The organism is Vibrio sp. 1457 (assembly GCF_033340195.1).
Classification (GTDB): Bacteria; Pseudomonadota; Gammaproteobacteria; order Enterobacterales; family Vibrionaceae; genus Vibrio; species Vibrio alginolyticus.
This window is the reverse complement of the sequence record NZ_JAWOWA010000014.1, coordinates 1-19468: the sequence shown is the minus strand read 5'-3', so window position 1 is coordinate 19468 and position 19468 is coordinate 1. Positions and strand designations below refer to the sequence as shown.

The 19468-nt window shown below is 44.0% G+C and carries 15 protein-coding genes, 4 tRNA genes and 1 pseudogene; 10 read left to right on the top strand and 10 right to left on the bottom strand.

Annotated elements, in window-relative coordinates:
* Positions 1–8: 8 nt before the first annotated feature.
* On the bottom strand, positions 9–389 hold the full coding sequence (locus R7Z41_RS15440; protein ID WP_005387498.1) for a cystatin domain-containing protein: 381 nt from the start codon (positions 387–389) through the stop codon (positions 9–11).
* 307 nt (positions 390–696) lie between these two features.
* Here R7Z41_RS15440 and R7Z41_RS15435 point away from each other — a divergent pair, with 307 nt between their 5' ends.
* Entirely contained in the window at positions 697–1230 is a 534-nt protein-coding gene (locus R7Z41_RS15435; protein WP_025767720.1) for a lipocalin family protein, read from the top strand.
* 206 nt (positions 1231–1436) lie between these two features.
* Here R7Z41_RS15435 and R7Z41_RS15430 read toward each other — a convergent pair whose 3' ends face one another.
* From R7Z41_RS15430 to R7Z41_RS15410, 5 genes are all read right to left on the bottom strand, one after another.
* Positions 1437–2432, bottom strand: a complete 996-nt coding sequence (locus R7Z41_RS15430) for a succinylglutamate desuccinylase/aspartoacylase family protein (RefSeq protein WP_042520988.1) — start codon at positions 2430–2432, stop codon at positions 1437–1439.
* A gap of 110 nt (positions 2433–2542) precedes the next feature.
* Positions 2543–4075 carry a putative basic amino acid antiporter YfcC gene (gene yfcC, locus R7Z41_RS15425; protein ID WP_005387492.1) on the bottom strand — a complete coding sequence of 511 codons (1533 nt, stop codon included), beginning with the start codon at positions 4073–4075 and terminating at the stop codon, positions 2543–2545.
* Positions 4076–4286: 211 nt separating this feature from the next.
* Entirely contained in the window at positions 4287–4607 is a 321-nt protein-coding gene (locus tag R7Z41_RS15420) for a c-type cytochrome (RefSeq protein ID WP_054701389.1), read from the bottom strand.
* Positions 4608–4685: 78 nt separating this feature from the next.
* On the bottom strand, positions 4686–5690 hold the full coding sequence (gene ltaE / locus R7Z41_RS15415; RefSeq protein WP_005375978.1) for a low-specificity L-threonine aldolase: 1005 nt from the start codon (positions 5688–5690) through the stop codon (positions 4686–4688).
* Between the two features lie 22 nt (positions 5691–5712).
* A complete protein-coding gene (locus tag R7Z41_RS15410) occupies positions 5713–6228 on the bottom strand; it encodes an NUDIX hydrolase (protein ID WP_054579018.1) in 516 nt (171 codons plus the stop codon).
* A gap of 269 nt (positions 6229–6497) precedes the next feature.
* Here R7Z41_RS15410 and R7Z41_RS15405 point away from each other — a divergent pair, with 269 nt between their 5' ends.
* The 6 genes from R7Z41_RS15405 to dld all read left to right on the top strand — a co-directional run bounded on the left by R7Z41_RS15405 (position 6498) and on the right by dld (position 13244).
* Positions 6498–8159 (top strand): ATPase RavA domain-containing protein, encoded by a 1662-nt coding sequence (locus R7Z41_RS15405; RefSeq protein ID WP_054576741.1) that lies wholly within the window; start codon positions 6498–6500, stop codon positions 8157–8159.
* A 9-nt stretch (positions 8160–8168) separates the two neighbouring features.
* Entirely contained in the window at positions 8169–9623 is a 1455-nt protein-coding gene (viaA, locus tag R7Z41_RS15400) for an ATPase RavA stimulator ViaA (RefSeq protein ID WP_225477813.1), read from the top strand.
* Between the two features lie 203 nt (positions 9624–9826).
* Positions 9827–9900, top strand: a tRNA-Cys gene (locus tag R7Z41_RS15395).
* 37 nt (positions 9901–9937) lie between these two features.
* Positions 9938–10013, top strand: a tRNA-Gly gene (locus tag R7Z41_RS15390).
* 239 nt (positions 10014–10252) lie between these two features.
* Entirely contained in the window at positions 10253–11155 is a 903-nt protein-coding gene (locus R7Z41_RS15385) for a LysR family transcriptional regulator (RefSeq protein ID WP_017633645.1), read from the top strand.
* A gap of 382 nt (positions 11156–11537) precedes the next feature.
* Entirely contained in the window at positions 11538–13244 is a 1707-nt protein-coding gene (gene dld / locus R7Z41_RS15380; RefSeq protein ID WP_206969303.1) for a D-lactate dehydrogenase, read from the top strand.
* Between the two features lie 140 nt (positions 13245–13384).
* Here the strand turns inward: dld and R7Z41_RS15375 are convergent, their stop codons facing one another.
* From R7Z41_RS15375 to R7Z41_RS15360, 4 genes are all read right to left on the bottom strand, one after another.
* Positions 13385–13693 (bottom strand): AzlD family protein, encoded by a 309-nt coding sequence (locus tag R7Z41_RS15375; protein ID WP_005375985.1) that lies wholly within the window; start codon positions 13691–13693, stop codon positions 13385–13387.
* Entirely contained in the window at positions 13690–14421 is a 732-nt protein-coding gene (locus R7Z41_RS15370) for an AzlC family ABC transporter permease (protein WP_213897011.1), read from the bottom strand. The genes R7Z41_RS15375 and R7Z41_RS15370 overlap by 4 nt, the downstream gene beginning before the upstream one ends.
* 311 nt (positions 14422–14732) lie before the next feature.
* Positions 14733–15962: an alanine racemase gene (alr, locus tag R7Z41_RS15365; protein ID WP_206969306.1), complete on the bottom strand. Its 1230-nt coding sequence runs from the start codon at positions 15960–15962 to the stop codon at positions 14733–14735.
* Positions 15963–16163: 201 nt separating this feature from the next.
* A complete protein-coding gene (locus tag R7Z41_RS15360) occupies positions 16164–17795 on the bottom strand; it encodes a methyl-accepting chemotaxis protein (protein ID WP_005375988.1) in 1632 nt (543 codons plus the stop codon).
* A gap of 549 nt (positions 17796–18344) precedes the next feature.
* Between R7Z41_RS15360 and R7Z41_RS15355 the strand changes: the two genes are divergently transcribed.
* The 3 genes and pseudogenes from R7Z41_RS15355 to R7Z41_RS15345 form a co-directional block, all read left to right on the top strand.
* A tRNA-Leu gene (locus tag R7Z41_RS15355) sits at positions 18345–18431 on the top strand.
* Between the two features lie 36 nt (positions 18432–18467).
* Positions 18468–18541, top strand: a tRNA-Cys gene (locus tag R7Z41_RS15350).
* Between the two features lie 307 nt (positions 18542–18848).
* Positions 18849–19394: pseudogene (locus tag R7Z41_RS15345) on the top strand (alpha-amylase family glycosyl hydrolase); the annotation flags it as partial.
* Between the last annotated feature and the right edge of the window lie 74 nt (positions 19395–19468).

The following is a 19468-nucleotide window of genomic DNA, read 5'->3' as shown; positions in this document are numbered from 1 at the left end:
CTAAGTCGCTACTGTTCGCAAAAGTGGCCTTCTTTTGGCGATTGGGTAATCGCATATTCGCCATCGAGGTTGCGATAAACAATCGTGTTCCAAACAGAGCCATCATCCAATTCAAACTCAATAGCATAGTTGACGCCGCTAACGATTTGCGCGTGAACATTCAGTATTTGTTTAAACGACGCTATTGTGTCCATTTTCTTTAAAACAAAGGCCATTGCCTTTTGTGCATCAGGGGTCGCGTTAAACTCATTCCACCCACCTGGCATGTTTCCTTGTGCATTACATACATCTGCCGAGGTCGTTAATTGTGTCGTTTCGCTCGGCTTTTCCTGCTGACAACCTGCAAGTAACACCAAAAGTGCACAAACTGACACTGTTTTTAATTTCATAACAATAACCTCTGTCTATAACGCAACGTATTATAGGAGGGTGATATGCCTACGAATGTCTATGTTGTGCAAAGTTTCTATATGCATAGGGTTAAATGCTGACAAAATGTACAAGCATGGTCAGCTTGTAAGTCAAAAATAGAGCAATCTTGTTATCGATTTGCTGAGATGACGAGGTTTCGGTGTTCAGCGCGCTATTGATGATGAAGAATTGTGATGTGTACCTATGAGGGCGATGGTGCGGCTTAGTGATCGATTTGTTATCTTCTAGAGTAAAATCAATCACTAATTAAAATTTAGGTGTTGTATGAAATCGATAAAAATATTTTTACTTTTGTCACTTGCAACTTTATTTGGTTGTACCTCGAAGCCGGATGGGGTGGAACCCGTGAATAATTTCGATTTAGAGCCATATCTAGGTAAGTGGTATGAGATTGCACGCCTAGACCATTCATTTGAGCGAGGCTTATCCAACGTTACCGCTGAGTATCAGGTTCGTGAGGATGGCGGGGTCAAGGTGATAAACCGTGGATATTCCGAAGAAGAGCGACAGTGGTCAGAAGCTGAAGGCAAAGCTTATTTTGTTGAAGATGAAACGGTGGGACACTTAAAGGTTTCCTTTTTTGGGCCAATATACTCTTCTTACATTGTGTTTGAGCTAGGTGAAAACTATGACTATGCGTTTGTCTCAGGTTACAACCACGACTACTTGTGGCTATTGTCTAGAACTCCTAATGTTGATGAGAAAGTAGTGGAGCGCTTTAAGTACGTAGCTAAAGAGAAAGGTTTCGCTATCGACGAGCTCATTTTTGTTGAACAAGAGAAACAACGGCAGCTTTAAGTTCATCAGCGTGGCTGAAAAAGCGGACAGAGGGGAAGCTTCCTAATTAAAGCTCAGTTTGTCATTTCGCTTAACAGTAATTTGTTACGGCGTAACTTAATGTGGTCAAAATGGATATAGCCCCATCATTTGTGATTACTCGTGATGGGGCTTATATAAATTTGAGTGAGCGTCGAAAGGTTGCTCTATCAACAAACGGTTATGGTTTACTTAATCAAACGAACGATCAGGGAACCTGGTGCTCGAATAGATTCAACATTGTGGCTAAGTACTGTGCCGCTTGTTGGGGCGGTGTAGCGTTTAATCTCAGCGCCAAAGCTGTCGTATTGAATCGCAAGAAGTTGACCTTGCTCGACAAAATCCATCAAACTGACATGAGGCAGTACAAAGCCGCCGTGTGTCGCTTTCACACTGATGATTTCGTTTCCTTCCAAGCATGACGTAATAGGGTCCATATCACCTTCAACAATGTTATGCTTTTTCAGCACATTAAAAATGCCTGTTACAGTTCGACTGATAAGTTCTTGCTCGGTGTATCGCCCCATACCTACTTCAACAGTAATGCTTGGGACACCATGGTTATTCCAGACCGTTTCAAGGACGCCAGCATCTCCAGGATCATTTAAAATCGCATCAGGATTAATGAGGCGAGCCATTTCTAATGATTGCTCGATTCGGAAATCTGCAAACACGTAAAGTGGATAGGCAGCACCACTGGTTTGAGTGTGAACGTCAATGGCTAAATCAGCATTTGGCTTGAGCAAATCATTCCACAATGCATATAAGTAACGTTGGGCCTCATTGCCGTTTTGGTCACCAGGAAAAAAGCGGTTTAAGTTTGCAGGAGACGCATCAGGGTCTGCGGAATAGAAATCGCGGCTGTGGTTTAGCATACCAGGCATGTTAATGGTTGGAACAATAGTGACAGTACCAGCGACTTCAGTGCCGATGAGCTCTCGAGCAGTTTTCTGCGCTGCTAACACACCATTGTACTCATCACCATGAACCCCTGCGGTAATCATGATCTTCTTGCCAGGTTTTTCACCTTTGAACACTAGCACAGGTAGGTGTTGCCACTGAGAGAGAGCATTCGTTGCGATGCGAAACCAAAACTTATGCTCGCCCGAATTTAGGTCTGCTACATTGAGAGATTGAATCACTTGATGACCCTGAATCACGTCATCGAGAAATTGTGTTGCCATTAAAGTTACCACTCCAAAACCATAAGCTAATCTAAAACCTTAGCGTCGTCATACCATGAATATTAATAAGGCGAGAACATGTCTCGCCTTAATTACCAATTGGTTTCGTTTTACGCAAAACCCATAATATGAGCTGCGATAACGACGATACTTGATAGGGTAAAGAGTAATAGAATAAATCGCCAGCAGAATTTTGCCCAGTCACCCCAGTCGATACGGCAGACACCAAGCGTTGCCATGAGAGATGCCGAAGTAGGGACGATAACGTTAGTAAAGCCATCGCCAAGTTGGAATGACAAAACTGCCACTTGGCGCGTAACTCCTGCAATGTCTGCCAGAGGGGCCAGTAGAGGCATCGTTAGTGCCGCTTGTCCAGAGCCCGAAGTGACGAAGAAGTTGAAGATAGATTGGAATACATACATTAACCATGCCGCAGCCACGTCAGGAAGCCCGCTAATCACGCCGCCAGCACTGTTTAGAATTGAATTCAGTACACTCGCTTCATCAGTTGTACCACCACCAAGGATCAACAATACACCTTTTGCACAACCCACTAATAGGGCAGGTGCAAGCATAATAGCTGCACCTTCTTTAAATGCATCAGCTGCGCAGTTTAGTGTCATACCGTTCAGGCGAAAAATCGTACCGATGATCGCGACAACAAAGCCCATAGTGAAAAATTGAGACGCGATTTCTGGGATGTACCATGCGTTAGCGACTACGCCCCAAACGACCCACACCGTGGTCGCAATAACCGTAAGGATAACGAGTGTGTCACCTAGGTTCCAACGAGAATCTTGATTGCCAAGCTCTTGCTGACGGAAATACTGGTCTGTGCGATGGCTGTAAGAAAGTTTAGGATTTGACTTCACACGAGCGGCGTAGATCATTGTGAAAGCGATACCGATTAACGTAAAGCCAGCCCATAACCCCATGCGTACTGTCATGCCGGATAAAACAGGTACACCCGCAATGCCTTGCGCAATAGCTACGGAAAAAGGGTTCATCCAAGAAGTAGCGAAGCCAATTTGAGTCGCAACATAGGTAACCATTACCGTAGTGATACCATCATAACCAAGGCGAACCATAAGCGGCGCGATAATAATCGCAAATGCTACGGCTTCTTCACCCATACCAAATACCGCACCGCCTAGCGAAAACAGCAAAAATAGCACTGGAATGAATAGCGCTTCGTTACCTTTGGTCTTATCGATAAGGCGCAGGATACCGTTATCGATTGTGCCTGTGCGCATTACAACGCCGAAAGCACCGCCGATAACCAACATGAACATAATCACGCCGATCGCGCTGCCCCATTTAGAGCCAGAAACTAGCCCTTCGAAAGGGAAGTTCATCAGGCCAATGCCACCACCAGAAGCAAACAGACCAACCTTGTTGTAAACCAATTCACCGTTTTCGTCGGTTGCATAAGAGAAAGAAGAAGGATCGATAACTGTGCGAGTTTTTTCTGCACCGTCGACCATGTAGGTCACCTGTTGGCTATCAAAATGACCAGCAGGAATTAAGTAGGTAAGAATCGCAGCAAGAATACCAACAATGAAGATCAAAATGAGGGTATCTGGCATCTGCCACGACTTAGGGGTAGCAACCGAGTCTGCTGGTTGCGCATGTGTGTGAGACATAACTTACTTCACGTCAAATTCAATAAAGCATGAAATATCGATAAAATAGAATAAAAAGTCAATATTAATGCTTATGTTGAACTATAAATTCATCAAATATTTGAAGTGAAGTTAATTTGATTGTTTTGTGGTCAAATGTTGGGTTAATGTTTCAATATGCGTTGAGTTTGGATGATTCACGAGCTTTCATAGTCATCTACAGGTGATCTAATTACTTGATTTCTGTCTGTTCTGCATAAAAAGCAGCGACATCACGAAGGTCTCCATCATTTAACATTTTTAACTGTGCTGCCATCATTTCTGCAAGTGGCCCTTTACGCTCACCGGCTTGGTAAGATTTCATTGCATTGTAAAGGTACTGAGCATTTTGACCAGCAAGGCTTGGATAGGTGTTGTTCGTTGCGATGCCTGTAACACCGTGGCAATAGACACAGCTAGGTGATTTGATTTTACCTTTATCAGCATCACCAAACGGTTCGGCATAGATAGCGGAAGAGAAAATAAAAGAGATTAAAAGTACAAATCTGAGCATGGAGGTTATCTATTCGCTAAAAATCATGCCGATACAATAAAGCTTCCCCTTAGGGGAAGCTCAATGATCAAAATCAAATTAAAGTAGAGATTTTATACTTGATAAGAAAGTGTCGATGTCTTTCGCTGAAATATCTTTATGAGTTACAAAACGAATTGGATTTCCAGGGGTTATCGTGATGTTTTGTTCCTTTAGTTTCGCAGCGATACTTACTATGTCCACTTGAGGATCAAGCTTCGCGAACACGATGTTCGTTTGAACAAATTCAGGGTTGACTGAAAAACCAGGCAGTTCTGCTAAACCTTCCGCTAAGGTTTTTGCGTTGATGTGATCTTGTTTTAGCTGTTCCACTTGTTCGGTAAGGGCAAGTTTGCCTGCTGCGGCAAGAATACCCGCTTGACGCATACCACCGCCGACCATCTTTCTTAAGCGACGTGCTTTTGCGATGTAGTCTTTGCTACCAAGCAGTAGCGAGCCAACAGGGGCAGCCAGACCTTTCGACAGACAGATCGTCATTGAATCAAAGTACTGACCGATCTCTTTTACCGGAACATCAAGTGCAACGGCTGCGTTAAAAACGCGAGCGCCATCTAGATGCATCTGCAAGTTATGTTTATTCACGAAGTCACGTGCTTCTGCTAAGTAAGACAGAGGTAGTACTTTACCATTAATTGTGTTTTCTAAGCTGAGAAGCTTAGTGCGAGCAAAGTGACAATCATCTGGTTTAATCGCAGCAGCCAGTTTATCAAATGGTAGCGTGCCATCTGGGTTATTTTCGACTGGTTGAGGTTGAATTGATCCCAAAACCGCCGCGCCACCAGCTTCGTATTTGTAGTTATGTGCTTGTTGCCCACATAGATATTCATCTCCCCGCTCGCAATGCGCCATTAAACCGAGCAGATTGGCTTGAGTGCCTGAAGTGGTAAACAAAGCTGCTTCGAAACCAGCAAGCTGCGCAGCAAATTTTTCAAGCTCATTGACCGTAGGGTCATCACCATAAACATCATCCCCAACGGGGGCCTTAAACATGGCTTCTCGCATGGCTTGGGTGGGCTGTGTAACGGTATCTGATCGAAAATCCATGAATGTCTCCTTGGTCAAAGTCCTAAATATATCCGCAAAGGCGCGCTTTGCTTAAGCAAGCGATCGTTTTGGCATCGGTGATCGTGCCATCGACAATCTTTTCTTCGAGTTGCTTGATTGACAAGGTGACGACCTCAATCACTTCGTCTTCGTCGCACTCGTAACGGTTTGTTTTGTTGAGCTTTTCGGCAACAAATAGATACTGTATCTCATCACAAAATCCGGCAAGAGGGGTGACTTGGCCGAGAGACGTGAATTTCTCTGCACTAAACCCAGTTTCTTCCTCTAACTCTCTTTTGGCGCAGCAGAGTGGCTCTTCGTTGCCTTCTCTGGTACCAGCAGGCAGTTCCAATAGCCATTTATTAAGTGAAGGCCGAAATTGGTGGACAAGGACAATGTGACCCTCCGCTGTAATAGGGAGAATCACCGCAGCACCCGGATGATGGATTGTGGTGTGCGTAATTGCCTGTCCTGTAGGAAGCATAACGTCTTCTTCAATCAGAGAAATTTGCTTCCATTTATGAATTATTTTGCTCATGCAGTTATGAACCCTAGCTGTTACCGCATTTTTGACGTTTTTCGACATTAACCACAAATGGTGGGAAACAAAAGCAAAAAATACTGCAACACGACGAAAGCGTTTGCACTTTAAGTGAGCAATGTCTCATAAATGGAAACTTTGATTGCTTCGTCAAGAAGGGGAAAAGCATCTGCTATAAGGGGAATTCGACAAAATACATTTGTAACAAAGTTATAACAAGTGTATAAAAATGTTAACGCAATACCACTTCAGCAGCCGGAGAACGTATGACACAAACCTTATTTGCCTCAAATGCCGAAAAAGCGCTTCTCTCAGAACGCATCAATAAATTGGCGAAAGCGTTAACGGATGGCGTTTATGAGCGTGAACACACGATCAAGCTCTGCCTTCTTGCTGCACTTGCTGGTGAAAGTGTTTTTCTTTTAGGTCCGCCTGGTATTGCAAAAAGCTTAATTGCCAAACGACTCATCCAAGCGTTCGATAACAGCAGTTACTTCGAATACCTGATGACGCGCTTCTCAACCCCTGAAGAGGTGTTTGGGCCACTGAGTATCCAAGAGCTAAAAGACAACGGCCGTTATGTTCGCTTAACTAAAGGGTATTTGCCAACTGCACAAGTAGTATTTTTGGATGAAATTTGGAAGGCGGGCCCTGCAATTCTTAATACATTGCTGACAGTGGTTAATGAGAAAACATTCAAAAATGGCAGCGATATCGAGCGTGTGCCAATGCGCTTGTTGGTATCGGCTTCCAATGAATTACCCGATGAAGATAGTGGATTGGATGCGCTCTACGACCGCATGTTGGTGCGTGTGTTTGTGAATCGAATTCAGAATAAACAAAACTTTAAGTCGATGTTGACTGTGGGCACATCGCAAGAGGCACAAGTACCAGAAGGCCTAGCGATAACTGATGAAGAATATCATCAATGGCAACAACAGCTCGACAAATTGACGTTAACCGACAATGCATTCGAAAAGCTTTTCCAGCTTAAAACGATGTTAGAAAGCAAAGTTGAAGCTCAGTTTGGTGATGTGGCCAATACCGATATGTATGTCTCTGACCGCCGCTGGAAGAAAGCCGTGAAGTTGTTAAAAGCGAGCGCGTTTTTTAATGGTCGCGATGAAATCAATCCGCTTGACCTTCTACTGTTGCAAGATTGTTTATGGAACAGTCCTGAATCGCGAGATGTGGTACGTGAAGTGGTTCAAGAGTTCGCGTTAAAACATGCATTTGATCAACAAGACGCGGAGCAGGAAATTGAGTACTGCCGAGAGTCTTTGGTTGATGTTCAACATGAACTTGAAGATGCCTACCGCATGACGTTAACGTCTGAAGCGGCAACGGGTATTTTGCGTAAAGAAACCATGCGCTTTGATACCTCTAAAGCCAAGATGTACAAAGTTGGCGCAGCCGTTAACTTAGTTAAATTGGTTGTCTTGCAAAGCAACATGTCGGTTTCAGAATCAGAAAAAGGTGATAGCCGCTGGGTTTATGTACCCAAAGATGAGTTAGATCGAGTCATTAAAGAGGGAAGCGGTGATGTGTATGGTTACGTCAATCAAAACACCAACATGTGCCGTTTACGATTTGACGTTGACGCGGCGAATAATCTAGTTATCCGTGATATCGCGAACCGAGGCATTTTGGTTAGCCTAGTGACTCAAGAGGGCTTGGATGTAGAGCTTTACCAAAAGTGGTTAACGCAGAGCGAAAAAGCCGTAAATCAGCTTAGTGAGGCAGAACACCATATGCGCAAGGTGAAAGCGAACTTTCATGATGCGCTTCCGCATAGCTTTGTTGATCCTGAACTACCCCGCCTAATGGAGTCGAGTCTGCAACAGGTCAGTCAGAGACTTGAATCAATCCAAGCAGAAAGTGAAAAAGTTATCCAACGCTTTAAAAACTTAAATCAGTTTTTCTCATAAGGAGACGACATGCTAGGTGCAGACGGACTTAACCTCGCGCTGATGGTGGCCGACTCCGGCATCATCGATAGCGCAGTTAATGATTTGATGGCTCGTTCACAAGTCATGATGATGGCAGAAAACCGAGGTGTTAAATCTTCGGTCAAAGGTCACTTGTTAAAGTGGCGAGGCAGCGTCAAAAAACGGATCACCAAGGTATGTGAGACAGAGCGTTTCCAACAAGAGCTGTCTTTATATCAAGAGGTTATTCATTGGGATGAAGAGGCGTTTTTTGAAAACATCGAAGATGTGATTAAAAAGCTGGAATGGCACTCTGCGTTTTACATGCAAGCTCGCCGAATGATGGAAAAGAACAAAGGGATGAATAACCCTATGTTCCCTCATTACTTTTGTGATCAATGGTACAAAAGCCTCACCGATGCTATAAAACAAGCGCAAGTAAGCGAGCTTGAAGCCAATAAAGAAAAGGTGCTGAATGACCTGTATCAACGTATGGAAACCATGCGTAATATGGATAAAGTCACGGAGTCGGGTGACGCTGAAAGTGTAGGGCGCCTGTGGGATATGGCATCTGCCAAGTTGAGTAAAACAGACTTAACGGTGATGAAACGCCATGCTGAGTTTCTGAAGAAGCACCAAGGCTTGCAAGAAATTGCGGAGCAACTCGGTCGTATGGCGGGGCAAGTAAATGATCCTGAACTAAATCGTGCGCCCACTGAAGAACTTCAATTGGTCGAAGAGAAAAGTGATGAGGCGACGGATGATATTGTTGGTATTCACGAAAGCGATGATCTAAATAAGCTACTTCCCAACGAAACGATGTTTTTGGCGTATCCTGAACTTGAAGTTGTGTTCTATAAACACTTAGTCGATAAACGGCTCATGAACTATCGTACACAAGGCAAATCGCGCACGTTACGTAAAGTTAAAGCTCACCGACCTGACCATAAAGCGGTAGATATCGAAAAAGGCCCCTTCATTGTTTGTGTGGACGCGTCCGGTTCCATGAGTGGCTTTCCTGAGCAATGCGCCAAAGCCATGGCTTATGCTCTGATGCAAATCGCACTAGCGGAGCAACGTGATTGCTATGTCATTATTTTTTCTACGGAACACATTACCTACGAACTAACCAAACAAGATGGTCTGCGCGAGGCGGCGGACTTTCTAACTTATAGCTTCCATGGTGGTACAGACTTAGAGCCAACTTTGATTAAATCTATCGACTTGATGAGCGGTGATAAATATAAAAACGCAGACATGGTAGTCATTTCCGACTTTATCGCGCCAAAACAACAAGACGAGTTACTGGCCAAAGTGGATGTGCTCAAAGCGAAGAAAAACCGTTTTCACGCGATTAGCTTATCGAAATACGGAAATCCTGCATTAATGTCGATGTTTGATCACACTTGGTCTTATCACCCTAATGTTGTGGGAAGATTGCTAAAAAGGGTCAGCAACTATTAAACGCCTTAATGTTTCATGGGACAAAACGAACTGAAAGCTAGATTTATATTGCTTCGTTTTAAGCCAATAAGATCGAACTTTGGTCGAATTGACTTAAAAGAAATCAAACGAACAGAAAATGAAATATTTTTGTTTGACTATCTTCTCTCAATACGTAAAGTAGCCACCAACGCAACGGGGTAGAGCCCTGAAGCGTAATAAAAGGCGCCTTGGCAGAGTGGCTATGCAGCGGATTGCAAATCCGTGTACCTCGGTTCGACTCCGGGAGGCGCCTCCATTATTCTTTTGAGAGCGAATGGCTTTCGAGAATAAATGCGACACTAGCTCAGTTGGTAGAGCGCAACCTTGCCAAGGTTGAGGTCACGAGTTCGAACCTCGTGTGTCGCTCCAAATTATTCAGATATGGCCATGGCGGTATCTCGATGCCAAGTGCATCAACTTAAAACCAGCGAAAGCTGGTTTTTTTGTATCTGAAGACTGATAAATTCACACCATCTCTTTTTCATTACCTGTGAGCTTAGCAACCCCATCTCTGTCACGAGTTTCTGATATTAAGTGTGACCCGATGTTTCGCACCTCAGCCAATTTCAGTTTACAATACGGGCTTCCAAAGGATTTGACGAAGACGCATGAGAAATACCGACGATTACATCATTTTTTATCACTTGATCGAGCAAGGTTCATTCAGTGCTGCCGCGAGACATATGTCACTGACCAAATCGGTCGTCAGTAAACGGATTGCCAAGCTTGAACAAGAGCTTGGTGTACAGCTTCTCTACCGAACAACGCGAACGCTAACGTTGACTGAAGCAGGACGAGCGTTTTTTACTCATGCAAAAGCGGTTTATCAAGCGGTGGCAACGGCGGAAGAATCCATTGTGGGTTTAGGTAAAAACTTATCTGGAAACATTAAAATTTCGGTGCCTACTATCTCTGGTGAATTAATTCTTCCTCAAGTGATTAATGAATTTAATCAGAAATACCCAGACATCAATATCGATATGGATCTAGATAATCGTTTCGTCGATATCGTGAATGAACGTTTTGATTTGGCAATTAGAACGGGTGTGTTGCCAGATTCTAGTCTGATTGCAAGAAAGCTGGTGGATGCAAATTGGATCATTTGCGCGTCACCCCAATACCTAGCTAAACATGGCATACCTAAACAACCTCAAGCCTTGGCTAAACACAATTGTTTAGTCTATTCCTACCAAGAAACCGGAGCGCATGAGTGGGCGTTTAAAGATGGAGACGAGGTATATCAAATCACCGTCGACGGTAACCTCTGTACTAACAATTCTTCTGTATTGAGAAATGTGGCGCTGTTAGGGCAGGGAATCATCTATGTGCCGCGTGTATTGGTTTATGAAGACTTAAAGCAAGGCAGTCTGATTCAGTTATTTAAAGACGAAACAGCCAAATGTTTGGGTATTTATGCGGTGTACCCTTACACTCGTCAGCAACCAGAAAAAATTAAGATCTTTATCGATCATCTATACACAAGCTTTCAAAGTCAAAACCATCGATTTTAAGCCAATAACTCAACACCGATCGTTATGTTGGTGTTGAGCTTATGTTTCCATCTTCATTTCTAAGAGTCCTCTTAAATTTAGGAGCTTACGCTTCTCCTCGTTTTCTTCACTAATATTGATAACAAGATACCCCGCACAACTGTTAACAAATGGTTTTGCTATTGTTTCTTTTAAGAAACGGTCTGTTTCTTACGTTAAATTTCTCAAATGTGAAAGATAAGTAACAGAAAAATAAAGAATTATTTTGTTTGTTGTTTATTGATTACGTATTGTTCGTCCGCCTGACATAGACGCAGAGAAATGGACTGCTTATAGTGGCTCAAACGCCATGCCTGCCGCTAAGCGGTGTTGTGAGCGAAGTACAATAACTAGAGATACGGATATGAAACAAAAGCAGCTGATTGAAGAATTTAAAACCATCGTGGGGGAAGAAAATGTTCTAACCGACGAGGTTAAAACGAAATATTACCGCTCGGGGTTTCGTTCGGGTAGTGGTAATGCGCTTGCTATCGTGTTTCCTAACACTCTTCTAGAACAATGGAAGATTATTAAACAGTGTGTTGAAGCAAACTGCATCATTATCATGCAGGCGGCTAAAACAGGTTTAACAGAGGGCTCGGCTCCGAGTGGTAATGATTATGATCGCGATGTGGTTGTGATCAATATTACCAAAATCAAGAAGATTCACTTATTAGATGGCGGTAAGCAGGCGGTTTGCTTGCCTGGTGCGAGCTTACACTCTTTGGAGAAAGAGTTGAAGGCAGTGAACCGAGCACCGCATTCTATCATCGGCTCTTCATCGCTAGGTGCCACTGTGGTCGGTGGTATCGCCAATAACTCAGGCGGTGCGCTAGTTAAGCGTGGTCCTGCTTATACGGAACTGGCGATCTATGCGCAGGTGGATAAGCAAGGCCAGTTACATTTGGTGAACCACCTTGGTATTGAAGGATTAGGTGAAACGCCAGAAGAAATTCTAACAAACCTGCAAGAAGGGAACTTTGACCCAGCGAAGATCATTCATGATGAGCGAATGGCATCAGACAAAGAATACGATGAACGTGTTCGAGACGTGACTTCTGACATTCCTTCTCGCTTTAATGCCGATGAACGCCGATTATTTGAAGCCAGTGGCTGCGCTGGTAAGTTGGGGGTTTTTGCCGTTCGGGTTGACAGCTACCCAGTACCCGAAAAAGAGCAGGTTTTTTACCTTGGCACCAATGACCCTGCGAAACTAACGAAGTTGCGAAAAGACTTCTTATCTACGTTTGATAACTTGCCTGAGATGGGAGAATACTTGCATCGAGATATCTTCAACATGGCAGAGAAGTACGGCAAGGATGTGTTCTTATCCATCGACTTGTTAGGTACAGATAAGTTGCCAAAAATGTTCGCACTTAAAGCTAAGGTAGAAAATTTCTTAGAGCGCATCCCATTTGTCAGTAAATATCTACCAGACACCATTTTGTACTACGCGAGCAAGTTGTTCCCACAACATTTACCAGAACGAATGCTGGATTTCCGTGACAAGTATGAGCATCACCTGGTATTGAAAATGAGTGATGGTGGTATTGCTGAGGCGCAAAAATACCTCAAAGAAGTTTGGGCTGTTGAAGACGACTGTGATTTCTTCGAGTGTACGCCGGAAGAGGGTAAAAAAGCTTATTTACATCGCTTTGCAGCAGCAGGTGCAGCAATTCGTTACGAGACGATTCACCGAAAAGACGTAGAAGACATCGTTGCACTTGATATTGCTTTGCGACGTAATGATGAAGAGTGGCTAGAAACTTTGCCTGAAGAGGTAAGTAAGAACCTTGTTCAAGCGCTCTATTATGGTCACTTTATGTGTTACGTCTTCCATCAAGATTACATTTTCAAAAAAGGGACTGACACGAAGTTGATGAAAAAGATGATGCTAGAGCACCTCAATAGCCGTGGTGCCAAATACCCAGCAGAACATAACGTGGGTCACTTGTATGAAGCCGAAAACTCGTTGCAGAAGTTTTACCACGAATTAGACCCAACCAATACCTTTAACCCTGGTATTGGGAAAATGGACAAATATAAGCGTAATTGTAACTGCTGTGCGTAATGTGCTGTCTCACCATGATTAATAATCGTTGTTCATCGTTAAAATGATGGGCATAAGATAAACCCTGATGACACTCGTGACATCAGGGTTTTGTGTTTTGGGTCTTTTATTGATGACTGGTATCGGCGTTGAAACAGCGACTAAAGAGCACGTACTGCAGCGGCGGCGATGATGCCTGCTGCAATTGCGGGTAGAGGCTTTTTCACGATGAACATGACAACGGCAGTAGAAAACAGTGCTGCTCTAGCACCATTATCCCCCTCTACTGCTAGCGGAGCTAAAAGCGCAACCAGTACGGAACCTGACATCGCAGTAATGAAACGTTGAACCCGTTCGCTAATTGGAATGAATGACATAACATACACTCCGCCCCAGCGGGTTATGAGCGTGACTAACGCCATAGCGATGATGATAAGCAGTGTGCCACCTATGGTTGTTTCGATGTTCATGCTTTCTTCTCCTTCCAACAAGCACCCAATACTCCGCCAGTAATGGCGCCAACCACTACGTGGCTATTCTCTGGCAAATACCAATACGCCAACATAGAAGAGGCTGCTGCTATGGCCCAAATCGCAAAGATTCTTAAGTCTTTCGGCCCGGCTACCACCATAGACAGCAGGAAGCATCCCATAACCATATCGAGCCCTAGGCCCACCGGATCTTTGATTGCGCTACCAAAATAAATGCCGATCCAGGTGCCCACAATCCAAAAAGACCACATCGCTAAGCCGCCACCAACAAGCAAGCCAAAGCCTGGTTCTCTTCTACCAAATGCATTGAGTGCCATTGCCCAGTTAGCGTCTGATGCTACCAGCATTACACCGTAACGTTTTGTTGGTGGGAGTTGTCGTAACCATGGATAAAGTGTGGCTCCCATCAAGAGGTGACGAGCATTAATCGCAAATACAGTAATAAGTACTGGAATGAGAGGGACTTCTGCTCCCCACATTTCTAACGTGGCAAATTGTGAAGCACCGGCGAAGACCAGTGTGCTCATCAACATAGTGGGAAATACATCTAGTCCAGTCTGTACGGCAGCAACACCGAAAGCGAGGCCAAATATGACCACGAACATAGAGAGGGGTAAAAGTTGGGTGAAGCCGTTCCAGACGTCAAGCCGATTAAATTCGTGCAACTCAGTGGAGGAGCGTTGAAGATGTTGAGTATTTTCTGTCATAGAGATACCTAGCTAGCAGGCAAAGGGGCAGTGCCATACGAGTGTGTTTGTTGTTCTTTTGTAAACTTCATGTTTAACATCAATTAGAGGGGCTTTCAAACACTAAGTGCTATATGAAAATGAGCCATCCAAGCGGCTTTAAGAAACAGAGTGTAGAGAGTCGTACTTGGTAGTGCTAAAGGAGATTAAAACAACAGAAATAGTAAGCTCTGTTTAATTGATAACATCACGAGCTAGTACAGATTAGTAAATAAGAAAGAAAGCGAGCACGAGGCTCGCTTTTTCGCTCTGTTACGAATAACTGAGTAGGTTTATTTTACGTAGACACGAGGGTTCGCGCTTCCCCAAACCGTGTATAGTTCAGGGAAGATGACTTCTGCGTGTTTTTCCATCTCAGTAGCTGAAATCGTTTTGCCTTGTTGGGAGCCAAACAAAACAACTTCAGAACCAGGCTCAACATCTTTGATATCTGTCACATCTACCATTGTGGTGTTCATTGAAGCAACGCCCGCAACTTTTGCACGTTGGCCATTGATCAGAACTTCTGCCGTATTCCCCATTTTTCGTGGATAACCATCAGAGTAACCAACAGGAATGTTCGCCATTAAGCTTTCTTTGCTTGTTGTGTAGCTGCTGTCGTAACCGACTGTGCTATTTTTTGGCAGGTGGTGAACGGATGCCACGCGTGTTTTGAAAGACACGATAGAAGGGTACTCAGGGTTAGTTGGTAAGTCTCCGTATAAAACGCCACCAGGACGAACCATATCAAGCTGCGCCTCAGGAACATTAAGCGCGGTGTAAGAGTTTGCTACGTGCAGTAAAATGTTGTCGCGTTTTAGATTCGCTTCTTTAATCAGCCATGCAGAACTGTCTTTGAATGAAGCTAACTTTTGGCGCACGTCGTCTGCATTGTAGTTAGGGAAATGAGTCATGATACCAACAATATTAACGCCAGCTTGTTGAGCGATTTCTAGCGCTTCTTTCTTGCCCGCTTCTGTCGTCATATCAACACCATTACGTCCCATACCACCGTCGTTCAGAGCAAGGTGAACTTTGATTTCTTTACCAGCTTTCTCGGCTAGTTTAGACAGTGCTTTAGCTTGCTCTGCTGTGCCTATCAACTCTTCGACGTTTAGGTCGATTACGGCTTCAATCTCGCCAATATCCGCTGAGCGTACACGCATAAGTTGGCCTTTAAAGCCACTGTCGCGAACAGTTTGTGCTTCGGCGTTACTTGCAACGGCAACGCAAGGAATTTGTTGCTCGATAATAGTCGGCATCAGGCCTGCGATACCATTGCCGTATGCGTCGGCTTTCATCACGGCGCAGATTTTCGTTTTGCCATCCATGTGCGATTTAAACTGCTCAATATTATCGCGGAACTGACCTAAGTTTATTTCTAGCCAAGCGTTAGCACCTTGAACTTGCTCTGCTTTTGCTGCTGTATTGCTAATTTGAAGAGGAGCGGCAGTGGCTTGCATTACAGGAACCGCGACTGCAGCAGCGATAGTCAGTGATAGTAAGGTTTTATTTAAGCGCATAAAGTCTCCGTACGCGTTTTTTGTATTGGTTATGTTATTGAGTACTTGGGGAAAGTACCTGACGAAGTAAAACGCTCCAAGTGGTGCTTTGGAGCGTTTATTAAGATAGTGATTTAATATATACCTAAATATACCTCAGTGATGACATTCAATTTAAGCAAATCGGGATTGATTTGATATCTACTAAGGTATCCACTGAGTTTAACTCAGTTTAAAGCGGCTCATTACATCTTTAAGAGAAATAGATAGCTGGCTTAGTTCGCGGCACGCCTGTGCGGTTTGCTCCGAACCTTGCGAGACCTCTTGAGATGCCAAATGTATGTTTTCAATGCTGCGGTTAAGCTCTTCCGCAACAGAGTCTTGCTGGTTACAAGCCGTGGCGATTTGGGTACCCATGTCTGAGATGTCCGAAATCGAATGCTCAATGTCGCTCATCAGCTGTTTTGATTGAATGCCTTGTTCTGCACATTCTGAGATACTGGTTCTAGAAAGTTCAGTAGCTGATTTTGCGTCTTTTGCAAGTGATTGTAGCTGCTCAATGATCGAAGTGATTTCACTCGTTGAATCTTGCGTACGGCCGGCAAGAGTTCGAACTTCGTCTGCAACGACGGCAAAGCCACGACCAGACTCACCAGCACGCGCCGCTTCAATGGCTGCATTAAGTGCAAGTAGGTTGGTTTGATCGGCAATGTCGCGGATAACATCCACGATCACGTTAATTTTATTCGATTGCTGTTCAAGCTCTGCTACGGTATCGCCTGCAGCGCCAATTACGTTTGAAACTTCTTGAATCGCGTCAACCATACCTTGGGTTTCACGAACACCGTGTTGTGTGCGTCGGTTTGCTTCGTTAGCTTGGTTCGCTGAGTCTTCAGTGTTACGAGCAACATCGGCTACGGCCGCTTTCATTTCTGTCATTGCTGTTGCGATGTGCGTAATTTGCAGCTGTTGATCTTTCATACCAGACGCAGAAATATCGGAGATTTGGTTCATCTCTTCGACAGCGCTGCTTAACTGAGTAACTGCAGCAATCACGTTATCGATAACTTGGCGTAAGTCATCTTGCATCTTAGTGGTCGCGTCTGCCAGTTCACCAAGCTCGTCATTGCCGATTGCTTTACGGTCAATGTCACTTGATAGATCACCTGTCGCGATGGCATTTGCTTGCTCAACAACAAGTTTAAGTGGGCCACAAATTAGGCGAGTCAGCACGTATGTCATGCCTACCATGATCAGTAGAATAATCACGTTACTTGCAATTGAAGAATTACTCAATCCATTTACAGAGGACAGGATGTGAGTTTTGTTGCTGTCCATAGCTTCTTTAAGGAGACGGATTAGTTCGCCTAACTCTGAGTCAACCGCTTCGAAAGCAGACAAAGAGTTCGCCAAAATAGGGTGGGCCTTGCTTTTGTCGTTAGCTAGCATCGCTTCATTGTACTGGTCCATAGTAACCAAGTACTTTTTCCATTGACGCATAAGACGCTGGTAAGTTTGCTGCTCTTCGCCAGGCCAGATAGTTTCACCGTAAGCGTTGAGCTCTCTAGTGATCTTTTCGCGTTCTCTAATATTGTTAGAAATTTTAGTTTTGACTTGGTCTGCGTCTTCATAAGTGTACGCAGCAAATTGAGCTCGGCGCCAGCGAGACAAATGATCTCGAATCGAATCGACCCTTTCCATTGCAGGAAGCGTATCATCGGTATAGTTTAAAAGCTCAGATTTGATGCTTTTGAGCTCTGTAGATAAAAACACGCCAAATGCAATGTTGACGATGGCAATGAGTAAAAACGATAGCGATATCTTTTTCGCTATAGAAAGATTCTTGATAGACATTAGTGATATACCTTGTTTTTCTTATGTTGTGTCGCCAAAGTAAACCACATCCTTATATGTGATATATGTCCATTAAATTACTGCAACTCGTGTAACGTACCATTATTTATTGATATTTTCGATAATGAATTGAGCTTTGTTTGAAAATAAAAAAAGTCAATGATTTTATAAAGGTACGACCACATTCGATATAAAGTTATCGGTAACAAAATATGATGTTCTGTATGCAGTCGTGCCAAGAGTAGGGAATCAAATTGTTACAGATGTTACAGCGGTGAAAAGATCAGCGTTCATAGCTGATAGTCGCGTGTTTACCTCGAAGCAGTTTCGGGCACTAGTATGCGTATGACTTTATAGCTAATGAAAGGGAACGGGTGCTTATTGGTCTAATTGAATGCCAAATATACTAGGTAGATCGCTTTTTAAGCACTTAAATCAAAAAGATAAAATTTATTGTTGACCAGATAAATTAATCCGTTAAAGTACGCCTCGTTCTCACGGCAAAGGTCGCTGAGACAGATGGTGTCTAACCCATCGCATGATTGCGTTGCCCTGGTGGTGGAATTGGTAGACACAAGGGATTTAAAATCCCTCGGCGTTCGCGCTGTGCCGGTTCAAGTCCGGCCCGGGGCACCATCAAAATCTTTGGTGACAGAGATAAAAAATCAGAAAGGCGCCTTGGCAGAGTGGCTATGCAGCGGATTGCAAATCCGTGGACCTCGGTTCGACTCCGGGAGGCGCCTCCACTATTTCGAAAGCCAGTCTTAAATGACTGGCTTTTTTCGTTTTTAGTCCACCTTTTCGTAACCCTTCGCGCTTTCCTAAAGTCTCCCATGTTTTGATCACCATTCAATATTTTTAACGCGCTAATCATTGATTTTATAAATGTTAGACAACTCAATAATTGTATAGTGTGATTGGTGATAGTTTCTCTTCGATTGTAATCCGAACTTTTTGTATTACAGGCAGCAACCTAGCTAGCGTCATAGTTAGCATCGCTTGGTGCGTATATGCAGAAAGGAGGATTCTAGTCCTTAACGTGAGAGAAAAATAATGAAAACATTCAACCTTAAACCTACACTTTTACCCTTAACTTTGCTGCTCAGTTCGCCTGTAATGGCGGCACAAAATGGCACCATGATGCAGTACTTCCATTGGTATGTGCCAAATGACGGTGCACTCTGGACACAAGTTGAAAACAACGCGCCGGCACTATCGGACAACGGCTTCACCGCGTTATGGCTACCGCCCGCCTATAAAGGTGCTGGTGGCAGCAACGACGTCGGTTATGGCGTTTACGATATGTATGACTTGGGGGAGTTTGATCAAAAAGGATCGGTGCGAACCAAGTATGGCACCAAAGATCAGTACCTAAGCGCCATCAATGCTGCCCATAAAAACAATATCCAGATTTATGGTGATGTAGTGTTTAACCACCGTGGCGGTGCGGATGGTAAATCCTGGGTCGACACCAAGCGAGTCGATTGGAACAACCGAAATATTGAGCTCGGCGACAAATGGATTGAAGCGTGGGTAGAGTTTGATTTCCCTGGGCGCAACGATAAGTACTCAAACTTTCATTGGACGTGGTACCACTTTGGGGTTCTAGGGATTTTCCCCTCTAAAAAGACATAATCCTCTGTAGACCACACCAATAAATGGCTGCGGAGGTG